Source organism: Brachybacterium sp. P6-10-X1 (assembly GCF_001969445.1).
In the GTDB taxonomy this organism is placed as follows: Bacteria; Actinomycetota; Actinomycetes; order Actinomycetales; family Dermabacteraceae; genus Brachybacterium.
The window spans coordinates 1,000,883-1,024,969 of sequence record NZ_CP017297.1 but is presented as its reverse complement, the minus strand read 5'-3'; the positions used below and the strand labels follow the sequence as shown (position 1 = coordinate 1,024,969).

Below are 24,087 nucleotides of genomic sequence, written 5' to 3'. Positions count from 1 at the left end.
GTCAACGGTGCCATGGGTGCGCTGCGCAAGCAGGTGGGACGCCTGATCCGGCTCGGCGCGTTCCACGGCCGGTCGCTGGCCCGCGACGTGCTCGGCTGGTTCGACGGTGACTCCCTGGCCCTGGCCTCGGGCCCTCCCGCTGACCGCGTCCGCCTGGTGCTGGCCCTGATCGAGGCCGGCGTGATCGAGCTGTTGGGCCCGCAGACCGTCGTCGAGGCCGACGAGCAGCAGGGACGCTTCCACGCCGTCTCCCCGATCACCGGCCGGGTCGCCACCGCGGACGTCCTTCTGGAGACCCGCATGTCCAAGGGGAAGATCCCCGAGACGGACGATCCGCTGCTGCGTGCGCTGCTGGCCACCGGGCGCGCCCGGATCCACGCCGTCGACGGTATTCCCACCCAGAGCCTCGAGGCCACCGGCGCGGAGATCGCCGAGGACGCACCGAACGGCCACAACCTCATCGCGGCCGACGGCACCGTCGACCCCGCCGTGATCGTGCTCGGCATCCCGGCGCTCAGCACCCAGCCCGGCAGCGCCATCGGCGCCACCCCGGGGGTGCCCTCTCCGCTGCTGGCCGGGGCGGACGTGGCCGCCAAGCAGATCATGGCGCGGGTGCGGGCGACCGTCAGCGCCTGAGGTCCAGGGGGCTGAGCCTCAGGACTGGTCGTCGTCGGGGTCGTCGTCGCGACGCAGGGCGACCCGGTCGACCCCCTCGAGCTCCATGAGCTGGGGGATCAGGTCCCGCACCGGGGGCCTGCCGTGGAAACGCACGTCCATGACCACCACTCGGCGATCGTCCCGGACGGTGCGGCGGCTGTGCTCGATCGAGCTGGTGAACCCCATGGCGGTCGCCATCCCCAGCAGGTCCCGCAGCACCCCCGCGCCGTCGACGTACGTGATCCGCAGCAGGCGCTTCGCATCGGGGGACGGCAGTCGGTGGATCAGCGGAGCGACCAGGAACAGGGTCACCAGATGCAGGAGGGTCAGCAGGATCGCGAGGGAGAGCATCCCGGCCCCGCAGGCCATCCCCACGGCCGCCGCGACCCAGATGGTCGCCGCCGTGGTCAGGCCGCGCACCACGTTGCGCCCCTTGAAGATGACGCCGGCGCCGAGGAAGCCGATGCCGGAGACGATCTGGGCGGCGATGCGGGAGGGGTCCAGCCGCACGTCGTCGCCGATCACTGCCGAGAAGCCGTACACCGAGACCAGCGTGAACGCGCAGGAGCCCAGTCCCACCAGCACATGCGTGCGGAACCCGGCCGCCTTCTGCCGGAACTGCCGCTCGAGCCCGATCAGCGAGCACAGCACGAACGCGGCCAGGAGCAGCTCGGTCTCGACGATCGAGGTGCTCGTGAAGAGTCCGACGGGGGAATCCATGGGAACCACCTCCGCCCGCAAGCTAACAGAGCCCGCGCGGGGCGATGGCGGAGCGACGAGCATGCCCCCTCCTCGGCGCGCAGCTGCTCTGCGCACAGATGCTCTGCGCAGGGTGGACCCTCTGATGGTGAGCCACTTCACAATCGTTATGCGACCGTAACGCCTACCAATGGAGGTTTTGCCGTCCGGGGAGGTTCAATCAGGGTCCACGGGTCGATGACGTCCCGTCGCTCCCGCGGGAGCGCACTCTGAGAGAGAGGTCAGTCATGACCGCGCAGCATTCGCACCGCTTCTCGATCTCTGACGGAACCACTCGCCGACGCTTCCTGGCCACCACCGGAACCCTCGGCGGAGCCGCAGCCCTCGCGGCCTGCGGCGGCGCCACCGGTGGTGGCGGTGGGGACGAGGGCGAGGAGCTCGTCGGCGTCGGCAACAACGGCGAGGCCGGCACCGGCCGCAGCGGCGACGCCGCCGACCAGCTCTTCATCGCCGGCTTCCAGTGGAGCCCGCCCACCAACTTCAACACCTTCGCGGGCGCCCCTGCCTGGCCCGCGTCCTCCAACGTGGCCCAGTACGTCTACGAGACGCTGCTGCGCTTCGACATCGTCTCCGGCGAGCTGCTGCCCGGGCTGGCGGCGTCCTACGAGGTCGACGGCAACGAGTCCATCTCGCTGACCCTCCAGGACGGCATCACCTGGCACGACGGCTCGGAGTTCACCGCCGACGACGCCCTGTACACCTTCGAGCTCGGCAAGATCGATCCCGGCCTGGGCGTCGCCTCCTTCTGGACCGAGGTCGACGAGATGACCGCCGACGGGAAGACGATCAGCATCGCGGTCAACTCCGAGCGCAAGAACGTCGGCGCCGTCCTCGCCCAGCTCGCCCAGCAGTTCATCGTGCCCAAGGCCGTCTTCGAGAAGGTGGTCGAGGAGACCGACAAGAACGTCGCCAGCTGGGAGACCGACGAGGCGATCGGCACCGGCCCGTTCACCCTCGAGCTGGCCGACCAGACCCAGATCATCCTCGCCCGCAACGAGGACTACTGGGGCGCGGACTTCTACGGCGGCCTGCCGAAGATGTCGAAGATCATCCACCCGATCTTCAAGTCCAACGAGGACGGCAACATCAAGTTCCAGTCCGGCGCGCTGGACGTGATGCAGCAGTTCGTCCCGCAGATCTGGAAGATGTGGGAGTCCGGCAAGCCCGTGGGCACCTACCTCCAGGAGGAGCCCTATTTCGTGCCCGGCTCGGTGCCGATGTTCCTCATGAACGCCACGACGCCCGGCCTGGACGATCCCAAGGTCCGCAAGGCGCTGGCCTACGCGGTGGACTACGCCTCGATCGCCGAGACGGCCATGTCCGGCTACTCCTCGCAGGTGCTGGCCTCGTTGATCATCCCCGACGGCGCCGAGGACCAGTGGCTGGACCGCGACAAGGCGACGGCAGATGGCTGGGCCTACGACGCCGAGAAGGCCGAATCGCTGCTCCAGGAGGCGGGCTACGCCAAGGGCGACGACGGCATCTACGCCAAGGACGGGCAGAAGCTCGGCCCGTGGACGATGATCACCCCGCAGGGATGGACGGACTGGAACGCCGCCCTGAAGATCGTGTCCAAGAACTTCCAGGACATCGGGGTCGACGCCTCGACGAACTTCCCCCAGCAGGCCCAGGTCACCACCGCCATCCAGAACGGCGACTTCGCCATGGCCTGCTGGTACGTCGCCGGCACCAATCCCGCCACGCCGTGGCAGCGGTTCAGCGATGTGATGAGCAACGTCGACATGGTCGAGCTCGGCCAGACCGCCTACCGCAATTACGGGCGCTGGGAGAACGGGGAGGTCAACGATCTGCTCGAGGCCGCGGCCGCGGCTCCGGACGATGATTCCAAGAAGGAGGCGCTGACGGCGCTGGATACGCTGTACCGCGCGGAGGTCCCCGCCTTCCCGCTCATGTACCGGCCCGACGAGTTCTTCGAGTTCAACGCCTCGAACTGGACGAACTGGCCCACCGAGGACAATGACTACGCCCCGCCGATGTTCCGCGGCGCCGGCAATACGTGGATCTTCGAGCTCAAGAAGATCGGCGAGTGAGGGGCGCCGGTGAAACTCGGTCGCTACGTCGCTCGGAAGACGATCTGGTACCTGGTCGCGCTGGTGGCAGCGGTGAGTCTGAACTTCCTGCTGCCCCGGCTCGTCCCGGGCAACCCCGTCGACGTCATCGTCTCCAATCTCTCGCGCGGAGGCAGCGTCACCAGTGAGCAGCAGCAGGAGGTGTACGAGAGCTATGTGGCCGAGTTCGGACTCGACCAGCCCCTGTGGCAGCAGTTCTTCACCTATCTAGGCAAGGTGTTCACCGGGGACCTGGGCACGTCCTTCGCCTACTACCCGGCGTCGGTCAACGAGCTGGTCGGCCAGGCGCTGCCCTGGTCCATCGCGATCCAGCTGCCCGCGATCCTCGTCGGCTGGGTCCTCGGGAACATCATCGGCGCGATCGCCGCCTTCCGGGGCGGGAACTGGGACCGCTCGGTGTTCACCACCTCGCTGTTCCTCTCCGCGATGCCCTACTACTGCCTGTCGATCATCCTGCTGTACGTGCTCGCGGTGGCGGTCGGGTTCTTCCCCGTCGGCGGGGCGTATTCCCTGGGGCTCACCCCGGAGTTCAGCGTCGCCTTCCTGTGGGACGCGCTGAGCTACTACTGGCTGCCGTTCCTCTCGCTGGTGATCGTGTTCATCGGCGGCCAGGCCGTCGGCATGCGCTCGATGGCCATCTACGAGCTGGGCGGGGACTACGTCAACTACGCCCGAGCGATGGGCATCCGGGACAACAAGATCACCCAGTACATCTTCCGCAATGCGATGCTCCCGCAGATCACGGGCCTCGCCCTGGCCATCGGCACGCTGGTGGGCGGGGCGCTGATCACCGAGCTGGTCTTCAGCTATCCCGGGGTCGGCACGCTGCTGTTCAACGCGATCGCCGCCAACGACTACCCGGTCATCCAGGCCATCACGCTGATCATCACCGTCGCGGTGCTGCTGGCGAACTTCGGCGTGGAGATCGTCTACGGCATCGTCGATCCGCGCATCCGCGCCGCACAGTCGGGGGAGAAGTGACATGTCGACCGTGAACAGCTCCATGGCCGAGGAGACGGCCGCACCGCGGGCGAACACCCTGCGCTCGTTCAACTTCTCCGCCCGGTTCTGGGTCTCCCTCGTCATCGTGGCGTGCGTGATCCTGATGAGCCTGGCCGGATTCATCTACCCGACGGGGCCGGCGGAGAAGGTGGGCTCGCTCTACGACCCGCCGGGCAACGGGCTGCTGATGGGCACCGACAACTTCGGCCACGACGTCATCGCCGTGCTGATGGCCGGGACCCGCACCTCGCTGATCATCGGCCTGGTCGCCGGGATCGTCGCCACCACCATCGGCGTGGGCGTCGGCCTGCTGGCCGGCTACGTCGGCGGTTGGTTCGAGGAGCTCCTGATGGGCGTGACCAACGTGGTCCTGGCCATCCCGGCGATCGTCGTGCTGATCCTGATCTCGATGTCGCTGCCCAGCAGCACCATCTGGTCGCTCGCGATCGTCATCGGGATCACATCCTGGCCCTGGACGGCCAGGGCGGTGCGGGCGCAGGCCTCCTCGGTCGCCACCCGTGAGCACATCGACGTGGCCCGGCTGTCCGGGGTGCGTCTGCCCGGCATCCTGGTCAAGGACGTGCTGCCCTACATCCTGTCCTACGCCGTGATGGCGTTCGTGCTGCAGGTCGCCGGCGCGATCCTCGCCGAGGCCGCGCTGTCGATGCTGGGCCTGGGCCCCTCCGGGGTCAATTCACTGGGCACCCAACTGCACTGGGCGCTGGCCTTCCAGGCCGTCGCCAGCGGTGCCTGGTGGGCGTTCCTGCCGCCGACGCTGGTGCTGACCCTCGTCTCCTTCGGCTTCCTGCTGCTGCAGGCCAGCCTCGACGAGGTCTTCAACCCTCGCCTGCGCCGCGGCAAGCGCAAGCAGATGAAGCAGGCCGCCGCCCGCCGCGAGGAGGAGGCGCGGCTCCTGGCGGAACAGGCCGCCGACCCCGCTGCTCGCGCCGACCCAGGTGCTCCCGCCGACCCCGCTGCGTCGGGCACGCATCAGCACCCCGAGCGATCCGAAGCAGGTGATCCGGTATGACCGACGAGCGCACGAGCACCGGCGGCGCCCCGCCCGCCGCCGACGCCGCCGCCTCCCGCGGCGCCACGCTGGCCAGGGCCCGGAACATCCGCTGCGTCTACGGCGGCGGCGAGCAGGACTTCACCGCGGTCGACGGCGTCTCCGTCCAGCTCGGTGAGGGGGAGATCCTGGGGCTGGCGGGGGAGTCGGGCTGCGGCAAGACGACCCTCGGCAATGCGCTGGCGATGATCGCCACCCCGCCGTTGTACGTGCTCTCCGGGACCCTCGAGATCGATGGGGAGGAGATCGACCTGTCGACCCTGCACACCACCGACCTCGCCCGGCATCGGCCCTATCGGGGGCGGACCGTCGCGATGCTCCCGCAGGGCGCGATGAACTCCATCAGCCCGACGCTGCGGATCTCCAGCCTGGTCAAGGACGTCATGCGCGCCCACGATCCGAAGGTCACCAAGGACGAGGCGCTCGACCTGGCCCGGGAGCGGCTGACGATGCTCGAGATGCCGGTGCGAGTGCTGGACTCCTACGCCCACCAGCTCTCCGGAGGCATGAAGCAGCGCATGATCACCGTGATCTCCACGCTGCAGAACCCCCGGCTGCTGATCGCGGACGAACCCACCTCGGCCCTGGACGTCTCCAGCCAGCGCATGCTGGTGGAGATGCTGCTGGCGATGGTCGAGCAGGGGATCATGTCCGGCGTCATCTTCGTGACCCATGACCTGCCCGTGCTCTCCCAGGTCTCTGACCGGCTCGCGATCATGAACGCGGGACGGCTGGTCGAGACCGGGCCCACGCGCCGCCTGGTCGAGGATCCACAGCACGAGTACACCCGCACCCTGCTGTCCTCGGTGCTCGACCCCAGCCACGAGACCCGACGGCGCGGGGTGGCACGGCGCATCGGCACGCACGCCACCCCGACCACGAGTACGACCCCGAGCACGAGCACGAGCACGAGCACCGAAGAGGTGGGCACACCATGAGCGAGACCGGCACTGACCTCCCGCGCGATGCGGCCAGCGCCGGGCGCGAGGCGGCGTTCACCGCCCGTCGCGGCGCGGGAGACATCCTCCTGTCCTGCCAGAACATCACCAAGGAGTTCTCCGTCGCCGGATCGAAGATCACGGCCGTCGACGACGTCAGCCTCGAGTTCCCCGAGACCAGCGTGCTGGCCGTGGTGGGGGAGTCCGGATCCGGCAAGTCGACGCTGGCGAGGATGCTGCTGCGCCTGATGCCGGCGACCTCGGGCACCATCACCTTCCGCGGCCAGGACGTCACCCACCTGCACGGTCGCGGACTGCGGCAGTACTGGACGGAGGTCCAGGCGGTCTTCCAGGACCCCTTCTCCTCCTTCAACCAGTTCTTCACCGTGGGATCCCTGCTCCGCCGTGGCCTCTCGCTCGCCAAGGTCCCGGCCGACGAGGCCGACGCCCTCATCGCCGAGTGCCTGGGCTACGTCGACATGACGCCGAAGGAGACCCTGCACAAGTTCCCCCACCAGCTCTCCGGCGGGCAGCGACAGCGCGTCATGGTGGCCCGCGCCCTGATGATGCGCCCGAAGGTGCTGCTGGCCGACGAGGCGACCAGCATGCTCGATGCCACACTGCGGGTGAACGTGCTGAACGTCCTGCACGACCTGAAGAACGAGCTGGGCATGACCATTCTGTTCATCACCCACGACATCGGGCAGGCCTGCTACCTCGCCGATCGCGTCGCCGTGATGGAACGCGGGTCGGTGGTGGAGCGCGGCACCACCGAGGAGGTCATCTTCGCCCCGCAGGCCGATTACACCAGACGTCTGCTCTCCGATGTCCCCGATCTGCGGGGAAGCCTGAAGTCATAGGGGTGACCACGAGTCAGGACGTCTCGTGCCCGGGTGGGGCCAGCAGCACCGCGAAGGTCTCCAGGGTGCGCTCGAGCTCGACCGAGGGCTCCAACAGCCACTGGATCTGCAGACCGTCCGAGGCCGAGATGAGCAGGGCAGCGATGTCGGCCGGATCCACGTCGTCACGGATCCGGCCGTCCTCCTGCTCGGCGATCAGACGCACCGTGAGCTCGTCCCGGATCCGGGCGAATCGTGCGGTGAAGAACTCGGTGGAAGGGCTGGCGTCGACCGCGAGAGAGGACGCCAGCAAGGTCGTGTACAGCTCCACCATCCCGGGCACCCCGATGTTGAGCATTGCGGCCTTGACCAGCACGTCCAGCGCCGAGATCGAATCGTCGTACGTCTTCGCGGCGTCCCGCTTGGACTCCGCGTGCTCGTAGACCGCCACCAGCAGCTGCTCGCGGGAGTCGAAGTAGTGCAGCAGCGCCGCGTGGGAGACGCCGATGGCGGTGGCGATGCGTCGCAGCGAGGTGCCGTCGGCCCCGCGCTCCCGGAACACGTCGATGGCGCGGTCGAGGATCTCCTGTCGACGCGCGACGCCCTTGGAGTACGACCCGGCGCGGCCGATGGTCGGGGGCCGGGTTCCGACGGGATCGGCGCTCTCCTCGGTGGTCATGGCGCGATGCTACGCGCAAAAAAACCTCCAGGTGGAGGATTTGCGTGATAATCTCTTCCCGACGCCCTCACCGTGACGTGCGGCCAGCGGGTGACAACCGTGAGAAAGAAGGATTGCCATGGCCTTGCCCAACGCTTCCATCCAGCTCTACACGCTGGCCGCCGAGTTCTCGGCGGACATGAACGGGTCGCTCGACAAGCTCGCCGGGATCGGCCTGCGCACCGTCGAGGCGTTCGACTTCGTGCGCCGCCCGGCGGAGATCCGCGCCGCTCTCGACCGGGCCGGCCTGAGCTCCCCGACCGGTCACGCGCCGCTGCTCTCGGACGAGCTGTGGACCCCGGACGGCTCGATCCCCACCCCGGCCAACGAGGTCGTCTTCGAGGCCGCCGCCGAGATCGGCATGAAGACCGTCATCGAGCCGATGGTCGCCGCCGACCGATGGCTCACCGAGGACGGTGTGAAGGACATCGCCGAGCGCCTCAACGCCGCCTCCGAGAAGGCGAAGGATTTCGGACTGAGCGTCGGCTACCACAACCACGCGCAGGAGTTCGTGGCCTCGTTCGACGGGCAGACCGCCTACGAGCGCTTCCTCGACCTGGTCGATCCCTCCGTCGTGATCGAGCTGGACCTCTTCTGGGCCCTGGCCGGCCAGCAGGATGTCGTCGCCCTCGTGAACACGCTCGGCGATCGCCTCGCCGCGATCCATGTCAAGGACGGCATCGCCCCGGCCTCGAACCCCTTCGCCCCCGATGCCCCGGCGTTCAGCTCCGACAGCCTCGACCAGCGCCACGCCGGCGACGGCGAGGTGCCCACCATCGAGGCGATGCAGGCGGCCACGGCCGTGCAGTACGCCGTCATCGAGTACGACAAGGCGCCCGGCGACGTCTTCGAGGACATCGCCGACAGCTACACCTTCCTCATCGAGAAGGGCCTGGCAGCATGAGCAGCTCCACCACCCCCGTCGGTGTCGGCTTCATCGGCGTCGGCGTCATCTCCGACACCTACCTCGAGAACCTCGGCTCGTTCCCGGACGTCGAGGTCCTGATCCTCGGCGACCTCGACACCGAACGGGCCGCCTCCCAGGCGACGAAGCACGGCGTGCCCGCCTCCGGCACCGCGCAGGACGTGCTGGATCACCCGGACGTGCAGGTCGTCGTCAACCTCACGATCCCGGCCGTGCACGCCGAGATCTCCTCCGCCGCGGTCGCCGCCGGCAAGCACGTGTGGACCGAGAAGCCCCTGGGCCTGGACCGCGAGTCCACGTCGTCCCTGCTGGCCCTGGCCGAGCAGAACGGAGTGCGGGTCGGCTGCGCGCCCGACACCGTCCTCGGCCCCGGTGTCCAGACCGCCAAGCGCGAGATCGCCAAGGGCACCATCGGGCGCCCCCTGTTCGCCCAGACCTCCATGCAGTACCAGGGCCCTGAGGTCTTCCACCCGAACCCCGGCTTCCTGTTCGCCAAGGGCGCGGGTCCGCTGCTGGACATCGGGCCGTACTACTTCACCACCCTGGTGAGCCTGTTCGGGACCGTCTCGGCGGTCGCCGCGATGGGCGTGAAGGCCACGGAGGAGCGCACCATCCAGGTGGGCGACAAGGCGGGAGAGACCTTCCCCGTCGAGGTCCCCTCGACGATCTCCGTGCTCACCCAGTTCGAGGCCGGCCAGACCGGCACCTCCCTGGTCAGCTTCGATTCGCCGCTGGCCCGTCAGGGCGTCGTCGAGATCCACGGCACCGAGGGCTCGCTCGTGGTCCCGGATCCGAACACGTTCGAGGGTCGCATCGCCTACGTGCGCCCCTTCGAGTCCTTCGGCGAGCAGCCCCCGGAGCAGGAGTGGATCGAGGTCCCGCAGGAGGGGATCGTCACCGGACGCGGCCTGGGTCTGCTGGACATGGTCCGCGCGATCGCCGAGGGTCGTCCGCATGTGGCCAGCGGCGAGCTCGGCTACCACGTGCTCGACGTGATGCTCTCCGCCGAGGAGTCCGCGGCCTCCGGCGAGTTCGTCACCGTCGACAGCTCGGTCGCCGAGGTACCGCTGCTGTCCGAGGGCTTCGACCCCTTCGCGCGCACGGTCTGACCGTCCGCACGTTCTGATCCGGCTGCTGCCGGGGCCCGACCCGACCTCCGCCGGTCTTCCCGGGCCCGAGCCCCTGTCACCTCCCGCCTCCCGGGACGTGACAGGGGCTTCCTCGTGTCGCGGGTGGCCGCGACGCCATGTGTCGGTGTGTGTCGGGAGCACTTCTCGAATCACGGCATCACGATTAACGTCTGAAGGCATCAGATGACCTTATGGCTCGGGGTCACTCCCGCAGCCCGCCCCGACTCCAGGACTGGTGCCCATGACAGCGGTCGACCTCGACAGCGCCCCCGGCGGTCCGCCCGGCCCCCATGCCCCTCGTCTGCAGGTGCGCGTGCTGTCGTCGGCGTTCATCGGCACCACGGTGGAGTGGTACGACTTCTACCTCTACGGCACGGCCGCCGCCCTCATCTTCAACACCCAGTTCTTCCCCTCGCACTCCGCCGTCGCCGGCACCCTGGGCGCCTTCGCGACCTTCGCGGTCGGCTTCATCGCCCGCCCCGTGGGCGGCATCGTCGCCGGGCACCTCGGCGATCGCGTCGGTCGCAAGGCGATCCTCGTCGCCTCGCTGATCACGATGGGCGCCGCCTCCACGGCGATCGGCCTGCTGCCCACCTACGAGAGCATCGGTGTGCTGGCCGTGTTCGGACTGGTGCTGCTGCGCCTGCTCCAGGGACTGGCCTGCGGTGCCGAATGGGGTGGGTCCGCGCTGCTCTCGGTCGAGCACGCACCGCGGGGGCTGCGCGGTTTCTTCGGCAGTTTCACCCAGGTCGGCTCCGCCGCCGGGATGCTGCTGGCCACGGGATCCTTCGCCGTCGTCCAGGCGCTGACCACCACGGAGCAGTTCGAGGCCTTCGGCTGGCGGCTGCCGTTCCTGGCGAGCTCCGTGCTCGTGGTGTTCGGCATCATCATCCGCACCGGGATCTCCGATGCCCCCGCCTTCCGGGCCCTGAAGGCCGGGGACCGCGTCGAGAGAGCCCCGCTGAAGGAGGTGCTGCGCCACCACCGCCGGGCCCTGCTGATCACGATCGGCCTGCGACTGGCCCAGCCGGGTCTGTTCGCGATCCTGGCGATATACCTGATCAACTACCTCGACCATCGCCGGGGCGATGCCTCCTCCGGCGTCACCGCCGTGCTGATCGGCTCCGCGGTCGGCCTGGTCTCCGGACCGCTGTGGGGTGCCGCCTCCGACCGCGTCGGCCGTAAGCCCCTCGCCGTGGCTTCGATCCTCGGCATCTCCGTGTTCATCTGGCCGTTCTTCGCCTTCCTCGACGCCGGCCCGATCGTGGCGCTGCCGCTGATGATGATCCTGGGGATGAACATCCTGCACGACTCGATCTACGGCCCCCAGGCCGCCTGGTTCGCCGAGCAGTTCCCGCTGTCGGTGCGCTACACCGGCGTCTCCGTCGGCTGTCAGGTCGGCACCGTGCTCTCCGGCGGCCTCACCCCCGTGATCGCCGCCTCCCTGCTGCTGGTCGGGAACGACACCCCCTGGTTGATCTGCCTGTACATCACGGTGCTGTGCGCCCTGTCCCTCGTCGCGGCCCTGGCCGCGAAGGACCCGGTCCGTGACCGCTCCATCGACCCCCTGACCATCGACGACTTCGAGGAGACCCGATGACCACGCCGATCTTGCTCAACGCCTTCGAGATGCTGGTGCCGGCCTTCCAGTCCCCGGGCCTGTGGCGCCACCCCGACGACCGCAGCCGCGAGTACAACCGTCTGGACTACTGGACCCATCTGGCCCGCACTCTCGAGGACGGCGGCTTCTCCGGAGTCTTCCTGGCCGACATCCTGGGCCAGTACGACGTCTTCGGCGGCGACGGCGACGCCGCGATGCGCGGGGGAGTGCAGTACCCGATCCTCGACCCGAGCGTCATCATCCCCGCCATCGCCGCGCAGACCTCCACGATCGGCGTCGGAGTCACCGCCTCGACCACCTACGAGCACCCCTACCTCCTCGCCCGCCGTTTCACCACGTTGGACCATTTCACCGATGGCCGCGTCGGCTGGAACATCGTCACCTCCTACCAGGACTCCGCCGCTCGCAATCTCGGCCTGTCGGGGCAGGCCCCGCACGATCAGCGCTACGACCGCGCCGAGGAGTACATGGACGTGGTCTACAAGCTGTGGGAGGCCTCGATCGACGACGACGCGATCGTCGTGGACGCCGATGCCGGCATCTTCGTCGATCCGGAGCGGGTGCGGCGCATCGACCACCTCGGCGAGCACTTCTCCGTCCCGGGCCCGGCGCTTGCCGAGCCCTCCCGCCAGCGCACCCCGCTGCTGTTCCAGGCCGGCGCCTCCCCGCGCGGGCTCGCCTTCGCCGCGAAGCACGCCGAGGCGATCTTCTACAACGGGCCGACGCCGCAGATCGTGCGCGGCTGGGTCGACACGGTCCGCGGCGACCTCGTCGCCGCCGGGCGCGCGGCCGACGCGGTCAAGATCTTCACCATGGCCACCGTGATCACGGCGGAGACGGACGAGGAAGCCCGCGCGAAGTACGCGGATTACCAGCGCTACGTCGACCCCGAGGCGGCGCTCGCCCTGTTCGGCGGCTGGACCGGCGTGGATCTGGCCGGTGCGGACATCGACGCCCCGATCGAGCACCTGGAGACCGAGGCCCACCAGTCCGCGCTGAGCACCTTCACGAAGCTCGACCCCGACCGCGTCTGGACGATCCGGGAGATGGCGAACTTCATCAGCATCGGTGGTCGCGGGCCGGTGATCGTCGGCTCTCCCACCACGGTGGTCGACGAGCTGGAGCGCTGGCGCGAGGAGGCCGATGTGGACGGCTTCAACCTCTCCAGCGTGATACGCCCCGGCGGCCAGGAGGACTTCGTCCGCCACGTGTCCCCGGAGCTGCGCCGCCGCGGACTGCTCGCCGAGCAGCGTCCGGGAGCCACGTTCCGCGAGGCCGTGCTCGGGAAAGGTCCGCGCCTGGCCGAGGACCATCGCGGCGCCTCGTTCCGTCTCGCCGCCGCGGGAGCGGACGCATGAGCGGGGCGACCGTGCAGGCGCACCTGAAATCCGTCCGCGCCCACGGGGAGTGGCGGGGCCGGATGCGCACCGAGAGCCAGGTGCGCTCCTTCACCGTGGTCAGCGACGAGCCGGAGCCCGTGGGCGGCACGGACACGGCACCGACCCCGATGGAGCTGATCGCCGGCGCCGTGAACGGATGCCTGAGCGTGGTGATCGAGACCGTCGCCGGCGAGCTGGGCCTCACGCTGGTCGCCCTGGAGACCACCTCGCACGCCCACATGGACGTGCGCGGCTTCCAGGGCACCGCCGAGGTCTCCCCACACTTCCGGGACTATCTGCTGACGCTCACCCTGGACATCGACGGGGACGAGGAGACCCGCGACGAGCTCCGGCGGCTCAGCGAGAAGCGCTGCCCGGCCGTGAACCTGGTGCGCGATGCCGGCGTGGATCTCGTGATCGACTGGCAGTTCGTCCCGCACGGGACCTGAACCGCTCCGGGCGGGGAGGCTGGCTCACACGGGGCCGGTGCAGGGAGGACGCCTACCCCTGTGAGTCCTGCTCCAGCCCGCTCCTGCCGTTGCGCAGGGGAGAGAGGAGGACGAGGGAGACGGCCGCGGCGAAGACGACAGCGACGATCGCGAACGTCGGCCGGAATCCGACGGCGCCGGCGAGGATGCCCCCGATCAGCGCGCCGATCACGGCGGCGGAGCGGTTCACCGACCGCATCGAGGCATTGACGCGACCCAGCATCGAGCGCGGCGCCGCCGCCTGCTGGTACGCCATCTCGCTGGGTTCCTCGATGCCCATCGAGAATCCGTAGATCAGCTGAACGACGCAGAGATACGCCACCGCGACCCCCGGTGCGGCCCCGTTCGGCGTCAGGGCGGTGGCGGCCCAGGCCAGCGCACACAGGATCCGGGCCGAGATGATCACGTCCCCCTCCCCGACGCTCCGCGCGGCACGGTGCGCGGCCAGAGCGCCGAGCAGACCGCCGACGCCGGCCGAGGCGAGCACCAACCCGTACGCCCCGGCGGACCATCCGAGCCCTCGCAGGACGAACAGGCTCAGCACGGTCACGGCGATGCTGTTGGCCACGAACCAGACATGGGTCGACAGCGCCAACGGAGTCAGCGTGCGATGGCGGTACAGGAAGCGCAGCCCCTCGCCGATGCCCCGGAGCAGGCGGGGCGGCTGCGGGTGGGGAGCCGGCTCCGGGCGGCGGATCCGTGCAAGCATCACCGCGCCGATCACGCGACCGATCACCGGGACGAGCAGCGCGGCCGGCGCACTGAGAACGCTGATCAGCAGCCCGCCGAGCGCAGGACCGGAGGTCTGGGCGACGGTGACGGACTGACCCAGACGCGCATTGGCGAGGACCAGGGATCGTCGCGGCACGAGGTCGGGCAGATAGGACTTCTCCGCGGCGGAAATCAGCACGGTGCAGCACCCGATCGCGAACAGCAGCCCGATGATCGCCGGGATCGAGAGCGCAGCGGCGAGTAGCAGCAGGGGGATGGCGAGCAGCAGCGCGGACTGGGCGAGAGAGGCGATGACGATCGTCGGCCGACGGCGCCACCGGTCGACGTATGCGCCCGCCACGAGCCCGAGCAGCAGATGCGGTAGGAACTGGGCGGCACGCACCAGCCCGACCTGCCCCTCCGAGGCGCCCAGGACGTCGATGACCAGCACATCGACGGCGACGGTCATGGCCGACAGCCCGAGCGCCCCGATCGTGCCGGCTACCCAATAGCTGCGGAATCCGCGCAGGGCGAGCGGCTCCCTCATCGTGCCGTCCAGGACGGCGCGGTGCGGTCGGCCTTCATCGCCCCAGTATGCGCGGGTCGGCATCCAGCGGTCGAACAGATTCCGGCCGCACGCAGAGGCTCACCGGATGCGGCGCCCCACAGGCCCGGATGCGTAAGACGCCGCAGACGCCTCAGATGTCTCGGAAAGTCTCGATCCGGGCCCCGAGCTTGTTCAAGCGGGCGGCGAGGTCCTCGTAACCGCGGTTGATGACGTAGACGTTGCGCAGCACCGAGGTGCCCTTGGCGGCGAGCATCGCCAGCAAGATCACCACGGCTGGCCGCAGCGCGGGCGGGCACACGATCTCGGTGCCGCTCCAGCGCGTGGGACCCTCGATGAGCACGCGGTGCGGATCCATGAGCTTGACGTTCCCGCCGAGCTTGGTGAGCTCGGTCAGGTAGATCGCCCGGTTCTCGTACACCCAGTCGTGCAGCATGGTCTGGCCCTCCGCGCTCGCGGCGATGACCGCGAAGAACGGCAGGTTGTCGATGTTCAGACCCGGGAACGGCATCGGGTGGATCTTGTCGATCGGGGCCTTCATCTGCGAGGGGTGGGTGGTGATGTCCACCAGACGGGTCTGGCCGTTGCGCGCCGTGTACTCCGCGGAGCGGTCATAGCGCAGGCCCATCTCTTCGAGGATGGCCAGCTCGATCTCCAGGAACTCGATCGGCACCCGCTGCACGGTGATGCTCGAGCTGGTCACGATCGCGGCGGTGATCAGGCTCATCGCCTCGATCGGGTCCTCGCTGGGGGCGTACTCGACGTCGGTGCTGATGCCGGTGGTGCCGTGCACCGTCAGGGTGGTGGTGCCGATCCCCTCGATCCGGACCCCGAGCTTCTCGAGGAAGAAGCACAGGTCCTGGACCATGTAGTTGGGGCTGGCGTTGCGGATGATCGTCTCGCCCTCGTAGAGCGCGGCCGCCAGCAGCGCGTTCTCGGTGACGGTGTCCCCGCGCTCGGTCAGCACGATCGGCCGACGGGGACCGGTGCCCTCCGAGGCGGTCGCCTGGTAGTAGCCCTCGGTCGCGACGACGTCGAGTCCGAAGGGCCGCAGCGCGGTCATGTGCGGTTCGACGGTGCGGGTGCCGAGGTCGCAGCCGCCGGCATAGGGCAGCTGGAAGGTCTGAGCGCGGTGCATGAGCGGCCCCAGGAACATGATGATGCTGCGGGTGCGTCGGGCCGCGTCGGCGTCGATGGACGCCAGGTCCAGACGCTCGGGGACGCGCAGCTCGAGATCGTTGTCCTCGTTCAGCCAGCGGGCCTTCACCCCGATGGAGGTGAGCACCTCCAGCAGCCGGTTGACCTCCTCGATGCGGGCGACCTTGCGCAGCACCGTGGTGCCGGTGTTCAGCAGGGAGGCGCACAGCAGGGCGACGCCGGCGTTCTTCGAGGTCTTGACCTCGATCTCGCCGTGCAGGGTGGTCCCGCCGTGCACGCGCAGGTGATTCGGGCCGGAGGCCCCGACACCGACGAACTCGGAGTCCAGGGCCGCCCCGAGGCGGGAGAGGGTGTCGAGGGTCAAGTTCTGCTGCCCCTTCTCGATGCGGTTCACGGCGCTCTGGCTGGTGCCCAGTTGAGCGGCGAGCTGGGTCTGGGTCAGCTCGGCGTGGAGGCGGGCGTCGCGGATGATCGCCCCGATCCGTTCGCGGTAGTTCTCGGTGCCAGGGGCGGGCATCTCCGTCGTCTGCGTCATGTGAGCGACGATATCTCATGCATGAGATACCTGCTATGGGATCGAGTGCGGTTCTCGTCACGCCGCGCCATGGAGCGGCGCGGCGCCGAGCAGCCCGTGCACCGATGGACGTCCGGGGCCGCGAGCTCAGCCGGCCGTCAGCACCGGCAGCGCCTCGACCAGACCGCCGACGCGATAGGCGCGTGCCGGGTCATAGGGTTCGAAGCGCAGGTCCATCCTCGCCTCCGTGGGCGTCATGGCGGCCTTGCGGTTGTTGCACTCCTTGCAGGCGGAGACGAGATTCAACCACGAGGACTCCCCGCCCCGGGAGCGCGGGACGATGTGATCGACCGTGGCCAGCAGCGCCTCGCAGGCTGGCGTCTTGGACACGCTGCGCCCGCAATAGGCGCAGGTCCAGTGGTCGCGTTCGTGGACCGCGCGGAAGGAGAACCCGACCGATCGCTGTCCGGCACCCTCCACCCAGGCGCCGCTGAGCTCTCGGGTGAGCTCGAGGACGGTGGGGACGATCCGGTGATCCAGGATCGTCAGCTCGACGGGATCGGCGACCTCGCGGCGGATCATGCCGAAGGCGTGGCGCACGGTGGTGGTGTGCAGCAGCTCGCCGATGCCGGTCGTGACGTCGTACCCGAGGTTGTAGACCTTCACCACGGGCATCGTGCTCACCACCTTCCCTCGGGCCGTGCTGCGATTCTCGGTCACCGCAAGTGTGACCCGAAGCACGCAGTCCTCACCATCGAATTGTGCGCGCCCCAGGTTGATCGGAGGCTCTTCATCGGTGTATGGCCTGGAAACTCTGCGTGTCGGCCCCGTAGCTCAGGCGCCTCGGCAGCGCCTCGGGGGCCCCGGCGGCCGGGGACCGACAGGGCCCCACCGGGAGGCTCTCGCGTGCTGTACGAGGGAGGATCCGGTCGGCTTCCGCCCCGGTCTGCGGGGGATCTGTGTGCTCGTCATGGGTCAGCCCGTGAGGACGCTGAGGATCCCGGTCGCCGCGAGGGTGATCAGCGTGGTCCACAGCACGATCGCGATGACCTGCCAGAGAAGCACCCAGGTGCGCCGGACGCCGGAGGCGACGAGCGTCGCTGCGGTGAGGTGCGTGGGCAGCGCGAGGGGGCCGATGAGGCTCGCGCCGGGAACCCCGAAGCGCACCACCCAGCGCATCAGGCGCTCGCGGCCCTTGGACCTCGTCTTCGTGGGGGCGATGCCGCGGTCCTCGACGGGCTCGCCGGTGCCGGCGGGGGCCGGGGCGCCGACGCGCACCTCGGCGCGGGAGCCGACGGCAGCCGTCTCCCGGGCCCGGGCCCGGCGGCCCAGGATCGCGGAGCGGATCCGATCACCGAAGTGGACGATGACGAACACGATGAGGATGTTGCCGATCGCCCCGGCCACGGCGGCGAGCACCGGGTTGATGCCCGCGATCACGCCCAGGGCGGCGGAGCCCTCGCCCTCGATGTACGGGACCATGCCCGCCAGGGCGACGACGAACGGCTGGAGGAGAGCGGGGACCTGGTCGACGAGATTCTGGAGGCCTTCGTAGGGATTCATGCTGAGTCCTTCAGGAGATGCGGAACACGATGTGTCCAGCCTGGTCGACCGCACGCCGTCGCCGTAGAGCGGGATGTCAGCAGTCCGGATGACCGGTTCCCGGGCTCCGACTGACACCTGTCATACGCATGGATGACGCCCCGCACTACCGCACCCGCGACGGGTGCGAGAGCCTTGGTGCGGCGAGTGCGACCCAGGTGTGAGCACGGAAGCACCACCGAGACGAAGAGCGGGGTCCGATGGCAGAGCAGAGCAGCAGCACCGAGGAGGGGCGGTCGACGCGCCTCTGGTCCACGCAGGACCCGCCGCCCGAGTTCCAGGGCCTGCTGTTCGGCGCCGCGATCCTGATCGGGTTCCCGGCGCTCACCCTGACCGTCCTCGATCGGCCCGGGAGCCCTGCCACGACAGGCGCGGTCGCGGTCATCGTCGTCTCCCTGCTGCTGTCGATCTGGCTGGTCCACCGGGGACGCAGCATGCTCTCGATGACGACGATGAGCGTGATCCTGGCCCTCGCGGCCATCGCCCTGATCCTCGCTTTCGTCCTGGCCCAGGACCCCATCACGGTCATGGCCACGAGCGTCCCGTTCGGGTTCGGCGTGGCATGGATGCACCCGCGCTGGGCCCCGGCCGCGGCCGGCCTCGGCGCGATCGCGGTGGCCGCGGTGGTCGCGAGCCTGGTGCACGACAGCAGCGTCGCCCCGCGCGATGTGGTGATGATGGGGGTCTACTTCGGGGCCGCCGTGATGGGCTTCGCAGGCAGCAGCCTCGGCTGGCAGATGCAGCAGCGCCTGGACCAGCACCACGCCGATCAGCACGAGCTGTCCCTGGCGCGTGAGCGGCTGCGCTTCGCCACCGATCTTCACGACGTCCAGGGCCATACGCTGCTCGCGATCAAGATGAAGGCCGAGCTGGCCCGGCGCAGCCTGGACCGGGATCCCGGCCGCGTGCTCGCGGAGCTGCAGGACATCGAGGACCTCGCCGCCCAGGCGGGGGACCAGACCCGCGAGCTCGCCCAGGGCTACCGCGGCCTCACTCTCGCCGCCGAGCTCGCGAACCTCGACCAGCTGCTCACCGCCGCCGGGATCCAGGTCCGCATCGACCGCGGCGAGCAGGCACCGGCCGCGGAACAGGAGGAGCTGTTCGCGACCCTGGTGCGGGAGGCCACCACCAACATCCTGCGGCATGCGGACGCGTCCCGCGTGCGCATCGAGCTGACCTCGACCTCCGTCGTCGTCCGCAACGACGGCGGCGTCGGTGAACTGGAGCATGACGGCCCCGGCGGCAGCGGCCTTCTCGGCCTGCAGCGCCGGTTCGAGCGCGCCGGCGGCCACGTCACCTGGCAGCAGGAGCGCGACCACTTCACGGTCACCGGCACCCTGGAGGAGCCCTCATGATCCACGTCTTCCTGGCCGACGACGAGGACATGCTCCGCACCGCACTGGTCTCGCTGCTCGAGCTCGAGGACGGCCTCACCGTCGTGGGGCACGGCGGCACCGGGCGCGCCGCGCTCGAGCACGAGCCGGCCGCCGAGGTCGACGTCCACGTCCTCGACCTGGAGATGCCCGATCTCGACGGCATCGACACCGCCCGAGCGCTCGTGGCCCGTGACCCGTCGGCCGCGATCGTGATGATCACCCGGCACGCCCGACCCGGGATCCTGCGTTCCGCCCTCGCCGCCGGGGTGCGCGGATTCGTCCCCAAGAGCACCAGCGCCGATCAGCTGGCCCGCGTCATCGAACGGATCCATGCCGGTGGGCGTTACGTGGATCCCGAGCTCGCTGTCACCGCGCTGGGTTTCGACTGTCCGCTCACCGAGCGCGAGGTCGACGTCCTGCGTCTGACCCACCAGGGACTTCCCATCGCCGAGATCGCCGCACATCTCCACCTCGCCCAGGGGACAGTGAGAAACTATCTCTCGGACGCCATGGCGAAGGTCGGCGTCGCGGACCGTCACCTGGCCGCCAGGGAGGCCCGCGTGCACGGCTGGATCTGAGAGCGAGCGCGAGGGGACACCGTGGGATTCGAACAGTTCGAGATCGTGGCCGTCGTGGCGGTGCTCATCATCGTCGCCGCGTCCTACTTCTCGACGCGGCTCGGCCTGGCCACGCCGATCATCCTGGTGATCGTCGGTCTCGGAGTGAGCCTCATCCCGGGCATGCCGGAGGTCCATCCGGCCCCCGAGCTGATCCTGACGGTGGTGCTGCCGCCCCTGCTCTACTCGGCGGCGGTCAACATGCCGGTGATGGACTTCCGCCGTGACCTCAGCACGATCGGTGCGCTCTCCGTGGTGCTGGTGCTGGTCTCCGCGTTCGTCGTCGGCACCCTGCTGTGGGCGATCTTCCCGAATCTCAGCTTCGCCGCCGCCGTCGCCGTGGGCGCGGTGGTCAGCCCGCCGGACGCGGTCGCCGCGACCTCCATCGGCAAACGCCTGGGCCTGCCACCCCGGCTGCTGACCATCCTCGAGGGCGAGGGCCTGGTCAACGACGCGACCGCCCTCGTGCTCCTGCGCACGGCGGTCGCGGCCACCGCCGGCGCCTTCTCGTTCTGGCAGGCCGCCGGGGACTTCTTCTACGCCGTGGCCGTGGCCATCGTGGTCGGCACCGTCGTCGGCTTCGTCGCCGTGCGTATCCGCTCGAAGATCGATCAGCCGGTGCTGACCACTGCCATCTCCTTCGTGGTGCCGTTCATCGCCTTCCTGCCCGCCGAGCTCGCCCACGCCTCCGGGGTGCTCGCGGTGGTCGCGGCCGGACTGGTCACCGGCGCGATGGGCGTGCGCCGGCTCAGCGTGGCCGACCGCAACGCCGAGCGCACGAACTGGCTGACGGCCCAGCTGCTGCTGGAGAACGGCGTGTTCCTGCTGATGGGCCTGCAGCTGATGACGCTGATCGACGACGTCTCGCACGACGGTCTGTCGGTCTGGAGCGCCGTATGGATCGGGCTGGCCGTCACCGTCCTGCTCGGGATCATCCGCACCGTCTTCGTGGTGCCGGTGGTGTTCACCGCCCGTCGGCGCCGATCCGACTACGAGGAGAAAGCCCGACGCTTCTCCGAAGTGCTCGACCACGTCTCGGCCGACGAACGCTTCCGCTCCCATCCCCGCCACGAGCGGCTCGAACGCTGGCTGCAGCGCCGCCACGCCGATGCCCGCTTCTACGCCGGCAACGGACTGGGCTGGCGCGGCGGAGCAGTCCTGGCCTGGTCCGGCATGCGCGGCGTGGTCACTCTCGCCGCCGCGCAGTCGCTGCCCACCGACTTCCCGTACCGCACCCAGCTGGTCCTGGTCGCCTTCGTGGTCGCCCTGGTCACGCTCGTGGGCCAGGGCGGCACGCTGCCGCTCCTGATCCGCGTGCTCGGTATCCGCGGCACCGATGAGGAGCGCGCCCGGCGCGAGCTGTCGCTGCTGCTGTCCGAGGTGAACGAGGCCGCCGTCGGCCAGGTGGTCGACAATCCCGACCTGCGGCGCCGCGACGGCAAACCCTTCGACGCTGCGGTCCTCGACCGAGCCCGGCAGATGCATGAGCGCATGACCAGCCCCGACGGCAGGGGCCACGAGCACGACGCGGCCAAGGCCCAGCTCCCCGAGCTCCTGCAGCTGATCCTCGACGCCCAGCAGGACGCCCTGAACGAGGCGCGCTCCACCGGCTCGTACGACTCCAGCACCATCAAACGCGCCCAGAAGCAGCTCGATCAGGGGTACGTGCGCATCTCGGGGGTCTGAGCCGCCCGCGAAAGTGCGACCTCCGTCATGCGAGATGCTCGAATATGCGCGTTACGACCCCGAAACGGTGCAGAATGATCGCCGTTCTCGGAGTGCACCGTGCGGCATGGCCGCCGCACGCCGCCGTGCGCCCCGCAACCTGAGAGGTACCGATGAAGTTCTTCCAACGCTTGGGCAGATCGCTGATGCTGCCCGTGGCCGTGCTCCCCGTCGCCGCGATCCTGAGCGGCATCGGCTACTGGATCCTGACCGCGACCGGCAACGACACCAACCTCGTCGGCGTCTTCTTCAAGACCGCCGGCGGTGCGTTGCTGGACAATCTGCCGCTGCTGTTCGCGATCGGCATCTCCATCGGCATGGCCAAGAAGTCCGACGGCACCTCCGCGCTCGCGGGCCTCGTCTCCTGGCTCATGGTGACGACGCTGCTGAAGCCCGAGAACGTCGCGCTCTTCCAGGGCATCGAGGAGGACGCGGTCAACCCCGCCTTCGACAATCTCGAGAACGTGTTCGTCGGCATCATCTGCGGCCTCATCGGCGCCTGGGTCTACGACCACTTCAAGGACACGAAGCTGCCGGACGCGCTCTCCTTCTTCTCCGGCAAGCGCTCCGTCGCGATCATCACCGCCGGGATCTCCCTGGGCGTCGCCCTCGTGCTGTTCTTCGTCTGGCCCCTGGTGTACTCGGGCCTGGTCGGCTTCGGAGAATTCATCCTCACCCTCGGTCCCGTCGGCGTGGGCATCTACGGATTCTTCAACCGCCTGCTGATCCCGCTGGGTCTGCACCACGCCCTGAACTCCGTGTTCTGGTACGACGTCGCCGGCATCAACGATCTCGGCAACTTCCTGAACAACACCGGCACCTACGGCGTCACCGGCCAGTACATGACCGGCTTCTTCCCCATCATGATGCTCGGCCTGCCCGGGGCGGCGCTCGCGATGTACGTGACGGCGAAGACGACTCGGCGCAAGGTCGCCGCCGGCGTGCTGCTCTCCAGCGCCATCGCCTCGTTCTTCGTGGGCGTCACCGAGCCGCTGGAGTTCTCCTTCATGTTCCTGGCTCCCGGCCTGTACGTGGTCCACGCCCTCTTCACGGGCATCTCCATGGGCGTCAGCGCCGCCCTGCCGGTGCGGATGGGCTTCGGCTTCTCCGGCGGCTTCATCGACCTGGTGCTGGGCTGGGTGAACCCCATGGCGCAGAACCCCTGGGCGATCCCGCTGATGGGCGTGTTCTGGTTCGTCGTCTACTTCGTGGTCTTCCGCTTCATCATCCGCCGCTTCGACCTGAAGACCCCCGGCCGGGAGGATGACGAGGACCTCGTGGACGAGGACGACGCCCTCGCCCCCGGCGCGGACAAGTACCTCGTGACCGCCACCGCCTTCCTCGCCGCCCTCGGCGGCCGGGAGAACATCGTCGACCTCGAGAACTGCGCGACCCGCCTGCGCATGGAGGTCGCCGACACCACGGCCGTCGACGAGGCCGCTCTCAAGCGCGCCGGAGCCGCCGGCACCATGAAGCCGGGCGGGCAGTCCGTCCAGGTCATCTACGGCACCAGCGTCCAATTCGTGAAGGACGCCATGGAGGGCATCATCACCGGGAAGGCCGAACCGGTCGCCGACGAGGATGTCGCGGCGGCGAGCTCCGGCGCGGCCGCTGCCACCGCCACCGCGGTGCGCGCGAGCTCCCTGGTCCGCCTGCGTCAGCCCGTGCCCGGCGCCGTCGTGCCGCTGTCGGAGGTGCCCGATCCGACCTTCGCCGGCGGCATCATGGGCCCGGGCGTCGCGATCGAGCCGACCTCGGGCGAGGTCGTCGCTCCCGCCGCCGGGACCGTCACCCACGTGTTCCCGACCGGCCACGCGGTGGCGCTCACGCTCGATGACGGCACCGAGGTGCTCGTCCACGTCGGCCTCGACACCGTGAAGATGCAGGGCGAGGGCTTCACGACCCTCGTGGAGACCGGGGAGCACGTCAGCGCCGGCACGCCGCTGCTGCGCGCCGACCTCTCGGCGATCCGCGTCGCGGGGTATTCGACGGTCACCCCGGTGATCGTGCTCAACGACAAGGAGGCTCGGATCGAGCTGATCTGAGCGGACACGCGGCCGTGGAATCCGGTCGCAGTGAGCTGAGCGGCGGCCCGGCGGCGGGGGAGACCTCGGCTCCGGGCCGCCGTCGTGCGTCGGGGCCGAGGAGCGGGGGCGGGGCCGGGCGGTGCTGCGGGGACGAGGGCGGTGCTGCGGGGCGGGGCC

General features: G+C 69.5%; 21 protein-coding genes. 15 read left to right on the top strand and 6 right to left on the bottom strand.

Features of this window, described 5'->3' with window-relative positions; all coding sequences use genetic code 11:
* The first annotated feature begins 12 nt into the window (after nt 1-12).
* A complete protein-coding gene (locus BH708_RS20250) occupies nt 13-636 on the top strand; it encodes a hypothetical protein (protein WP_253705469.1) in 624 nt (207 codons plus the stop codon).
* An 18-nt stretch (nt 637-654) separates the two neighbouring features.
* On the opposite strand, the gene BH708_RS04635 is transcribed toward BH708_RS20250, so the two are convergent.
* Nucleotides 655-1,377, bottom strand: a complete 723-nt coding sequence (locus BH708_RS04635) for an MgtC/SapB family protein (RefSeq protein ID WP_076806988.1) — start codon at nt 1,375-1,377, stop codon at nt 655-657.
* A 266-nt stretch (nt 1,378-1,643) separates the two neighbouring features.
* Between BH708_RS04635 and BH708_RS04630 the strand changes: the two genes are divergently transcribed.
* The 5 genes from BH708_RS04630 to BH708_RS04610 are packed head-to-tail and all read left to right on the top strand — an operon-like array spanning nt 1,644 to nt 7,375.
* Nucleotides 1,644-3,467 carry an ABC transporter substrate-binding protein gene (locus BH708_RS04630; protein ID WP_076806986.1) on the top strand — a complete coding sequence of 608 codons (1,824 nt, stop codon included), beginning with the start codon at nt 1,644-1,646 and terminating at the stop codon, nt 3,465-3,467.
* Between the two features lie 9 nt (nt 3,468-3,476).
* Nucleotides 3,477-4,487 (top strand): ABC transporter permease, encoded by a 1,011-nt coding sequence (locus BH708_RS04625; protein WP_076806984.1) that lies wholly within the window; start codon nt 3,477-3,479, stop codon nt 4,485-4,487.
* A 1-nt stretch (nt 4,488) separates the two neighbouring features.
* Nucleotides 4,489-5,538, top strand: a complete 1,050-nt coding sequence (locus tag BH708_RS04620) for an ABC transporter permease (protein WP_083713285.1) — start codon at nt 4,489-4,491, stop codon at nt 5,536-5,538.
* Nucleotides 5,535-6,515, top strand: coding sequence for an ABC transporter ATP-binding protein (locus tag BH708_RS04615; RefSeq protein ID WP_083713284.1), 981 nt, complete (start codon nt 5,535-5,537; stop codon nt 6,513-6,515). The genes BH708_RS04620 and BH708_RS04615 overlap by 4 nt, the downstream gene beginning before the upstream one ends.
* A complete protein-coding gene (locus tag BH708_RS04610) occupies nt 6,512-7,375 on the top strand; it encodes an ABC transporter ATP-binding protein (RefSeq protein WP_083713282.1) in 864 nt (287 codons plus the stop codon). Before BH708_RS04615 ends, BH708_RS04610 begins: the two co-directional genes overlap by 4 nt.
* Nucleotides 7,376-7,388: 13 nt before the next feature.
* Here BH708_RS04610 and BH708_RS04605 read toward each other — a convergent pair whose 3' ends face one another.
* Nucleotides 7,389-8,033, bottom strand: a complete 645-nt coding sequence (locus tag BH708_RS04605) for a TetR/AcrR family transcriptional regulator (RefSeq protein WP_076806982.1) — start codon at nt 8,031-8,033, stop codon at nt 7,389-7,391.
* 118 nt (nt 8,034-8,151) lie between these two features.
* Here BH708_RS04605 and BH708_RS04600 point away from each other — a divergent pair, with 118 nt between their 5' ends.
* The 5 genes from BH708_RS04600 (at nt 8,152) to BH708_RS04580 (ending at nt 13,576) form a co-directional block, all read left to right on the top strand.
* Nucleotides 8,152-8,976 carry a sugar phosphate isomerase/epimerase gene (locus BH708_RS04600; protein ID WP_076806980.1) on the top strand — a complete coding sequence of 275 codons (825 nt, stop codon included), beginning with the start codon at nt 8,152-8,154 and terminating at the stop codon, nt 8,974-8,976.
* Nucleotides 8,973-10,106: a Gfo/Idh/MocA family protein gene (locus BH708_RS04595; protein ID WP_076806979.1), complete on the top strand. Its 1,134-nt coding sequence runs from the start codon at nt 8,973-8,975 to the stop codon at nt 10,104-10,106. The genes BH708_RS04600 and BH708_RS04595 overlap by 4 nt, the downstream gene beginning before the upstream one ends.
* A 262-nt stretch (nt 10,107-10,368) precedes the next feature.
* Nucleotides 10,369-11,727: an MFS transporter gene (locus BH708_RS04590; protein WP_083713281.1), complete on the top strand. Its 1,359-nt coding sequence runs from the start codon at nt 10,369-10,371 to the stop codon at nt 11,725-11,727.
* Nucleotides 11,724-13,106: an LLM class flavin-dependent oxidoreductase gene (locus tag BH708_RS04585; RefSeq protein WP_076806977.1), complete on the top strand. Its 1,383-nt coding sequence runs from the start codon at nt 11,724-11,726 to the stop codon at nt 13,104-13,106. Before BH708_RS04590 ends, BH708_RS04585 begins: the two co-directional genes overlap by 4 nt.
* Nucleotides 13,103-13,576, top strand: a complete 474-nt coding sequence (locus BH708_RS04580; protein ID WP_076806975.1) for an OsmC family protein — start codon at nt 13,103-13,105, stop codon at nt 13,574-13,576. The genes BH708_RS04585 and BH708_RS04580 overlap by 4 nt, the downstream gene beginning before the upstream one ends.
* A gap of 52 nt (nt 13,577-13,628) precedes the next feature.
* On the opposite strand, the gene BH708_RS04575 is transcribed toward BH708_RS04580, so the two are convergent.
* From BH708_RS04575 to BH708_RS04560, 4 genes are all read right to left on the bottom strand, one after another.
* Entirely contained in the window at nt 13,629-14,936 is a 1,308-nt protein-coding gene (locus tag BH708_RS04575; RefSeq protein ID WP_083713279.1) for an MFS transporter, read from the bottom strand.
* Between the two features lie 88 nt (nt 14,937-15,024).
* Nucleotides 15,025-16,584 carry a UDP-N-acetylglucosamine 1-carboxyvinyltransferase gene (locus BH708_RS04570; RefSeq protein ID WP_216639500.1) on the bottom strand — a complete coding sequence of 520 codons (1,560 nt, stop codon included), beginning with the start codon at nt 16,582-16,584 and terminating at the stop codon, nt 15,025-15,027.
* 126 nt (nt 16,585-16,710) lie between these two features.
* Nucleotides 16,711-17,238, bottom strand: a complete 528-nt coding sequence (locus BH708_RS04565) for an HNH endonuclease (RefSeq protein WP_076810793.1) — start codon at nt 17,236-17,238, stop codon at nt 16,711-16,713.
* A gap of 300 nt (nt 17,239-17,538) precedes the next feature.
* The gene (locus BH708_RS04560) at nt 17,539-18,126 is read right to left on the bottom strand and encodes a small multidrug efflux protein (RefSeq protein ID WP_076806973.1); all 588 of its coding nucleotides are present in this window, start codon (nt 18,124-18,126) and stop codon (nt 17,539-17,541) included.
* 239 nt (nt 18,127-18,365) lie between these two features.
* On the opposite strand from BH708_RS04560, the gene BH708_RS04555 reads away from it, so the two are divergent.
* From BH708_RS04555 to nagE, 4 genes are all read left to right on the top strand, one after another.
* Entirely contained in the window at nt 18,366-19,520 is a 1,155-nt protein-coding gene (locus BH708_RS04555) for a sensor histidine kinase (RefSeq protein WP_076806971.1), read from the top strand.
* A complete protein-coding gene (locus BH708_RS04550; RefSeq protein ID WP_076806970.1) occupies nt 19,517-20,119 on the top strand; it encodes a response regulator transcription factor in 603 nt (200 codons plus the stop codon). Before BH708_RS04555 ends, BH708_RS04550 begins: the two co-directional genes overlap by 4 nt.
* 21 nt (nt 20,120-20,140) lie before the next feature.
* On the top strand, nt 20,141-21,844 hold the full coding sequence (locus BH708_RS04545) for a sodium:proton antiporter (protein ID WP_083713278.1): 1,704 nt from the start codon (nt 20,141-20,143) through the stop codon (nt 21,842-21,844).
* 152 nt (nt 21,845-21,996) lie between these two features.
* Entirely contained in the window at nt 21,997-23,928 is a 1,932-nt protein-coding gene (gene nagE, locus BH708_RS04540; protein WP_076806968.1) for an N-acetylglucosamine-specific PTS transporter subunit IIBC, read from the top strand.
* Nucleotides 23,929-24,087: the final 159 nt, after the last annotated feature.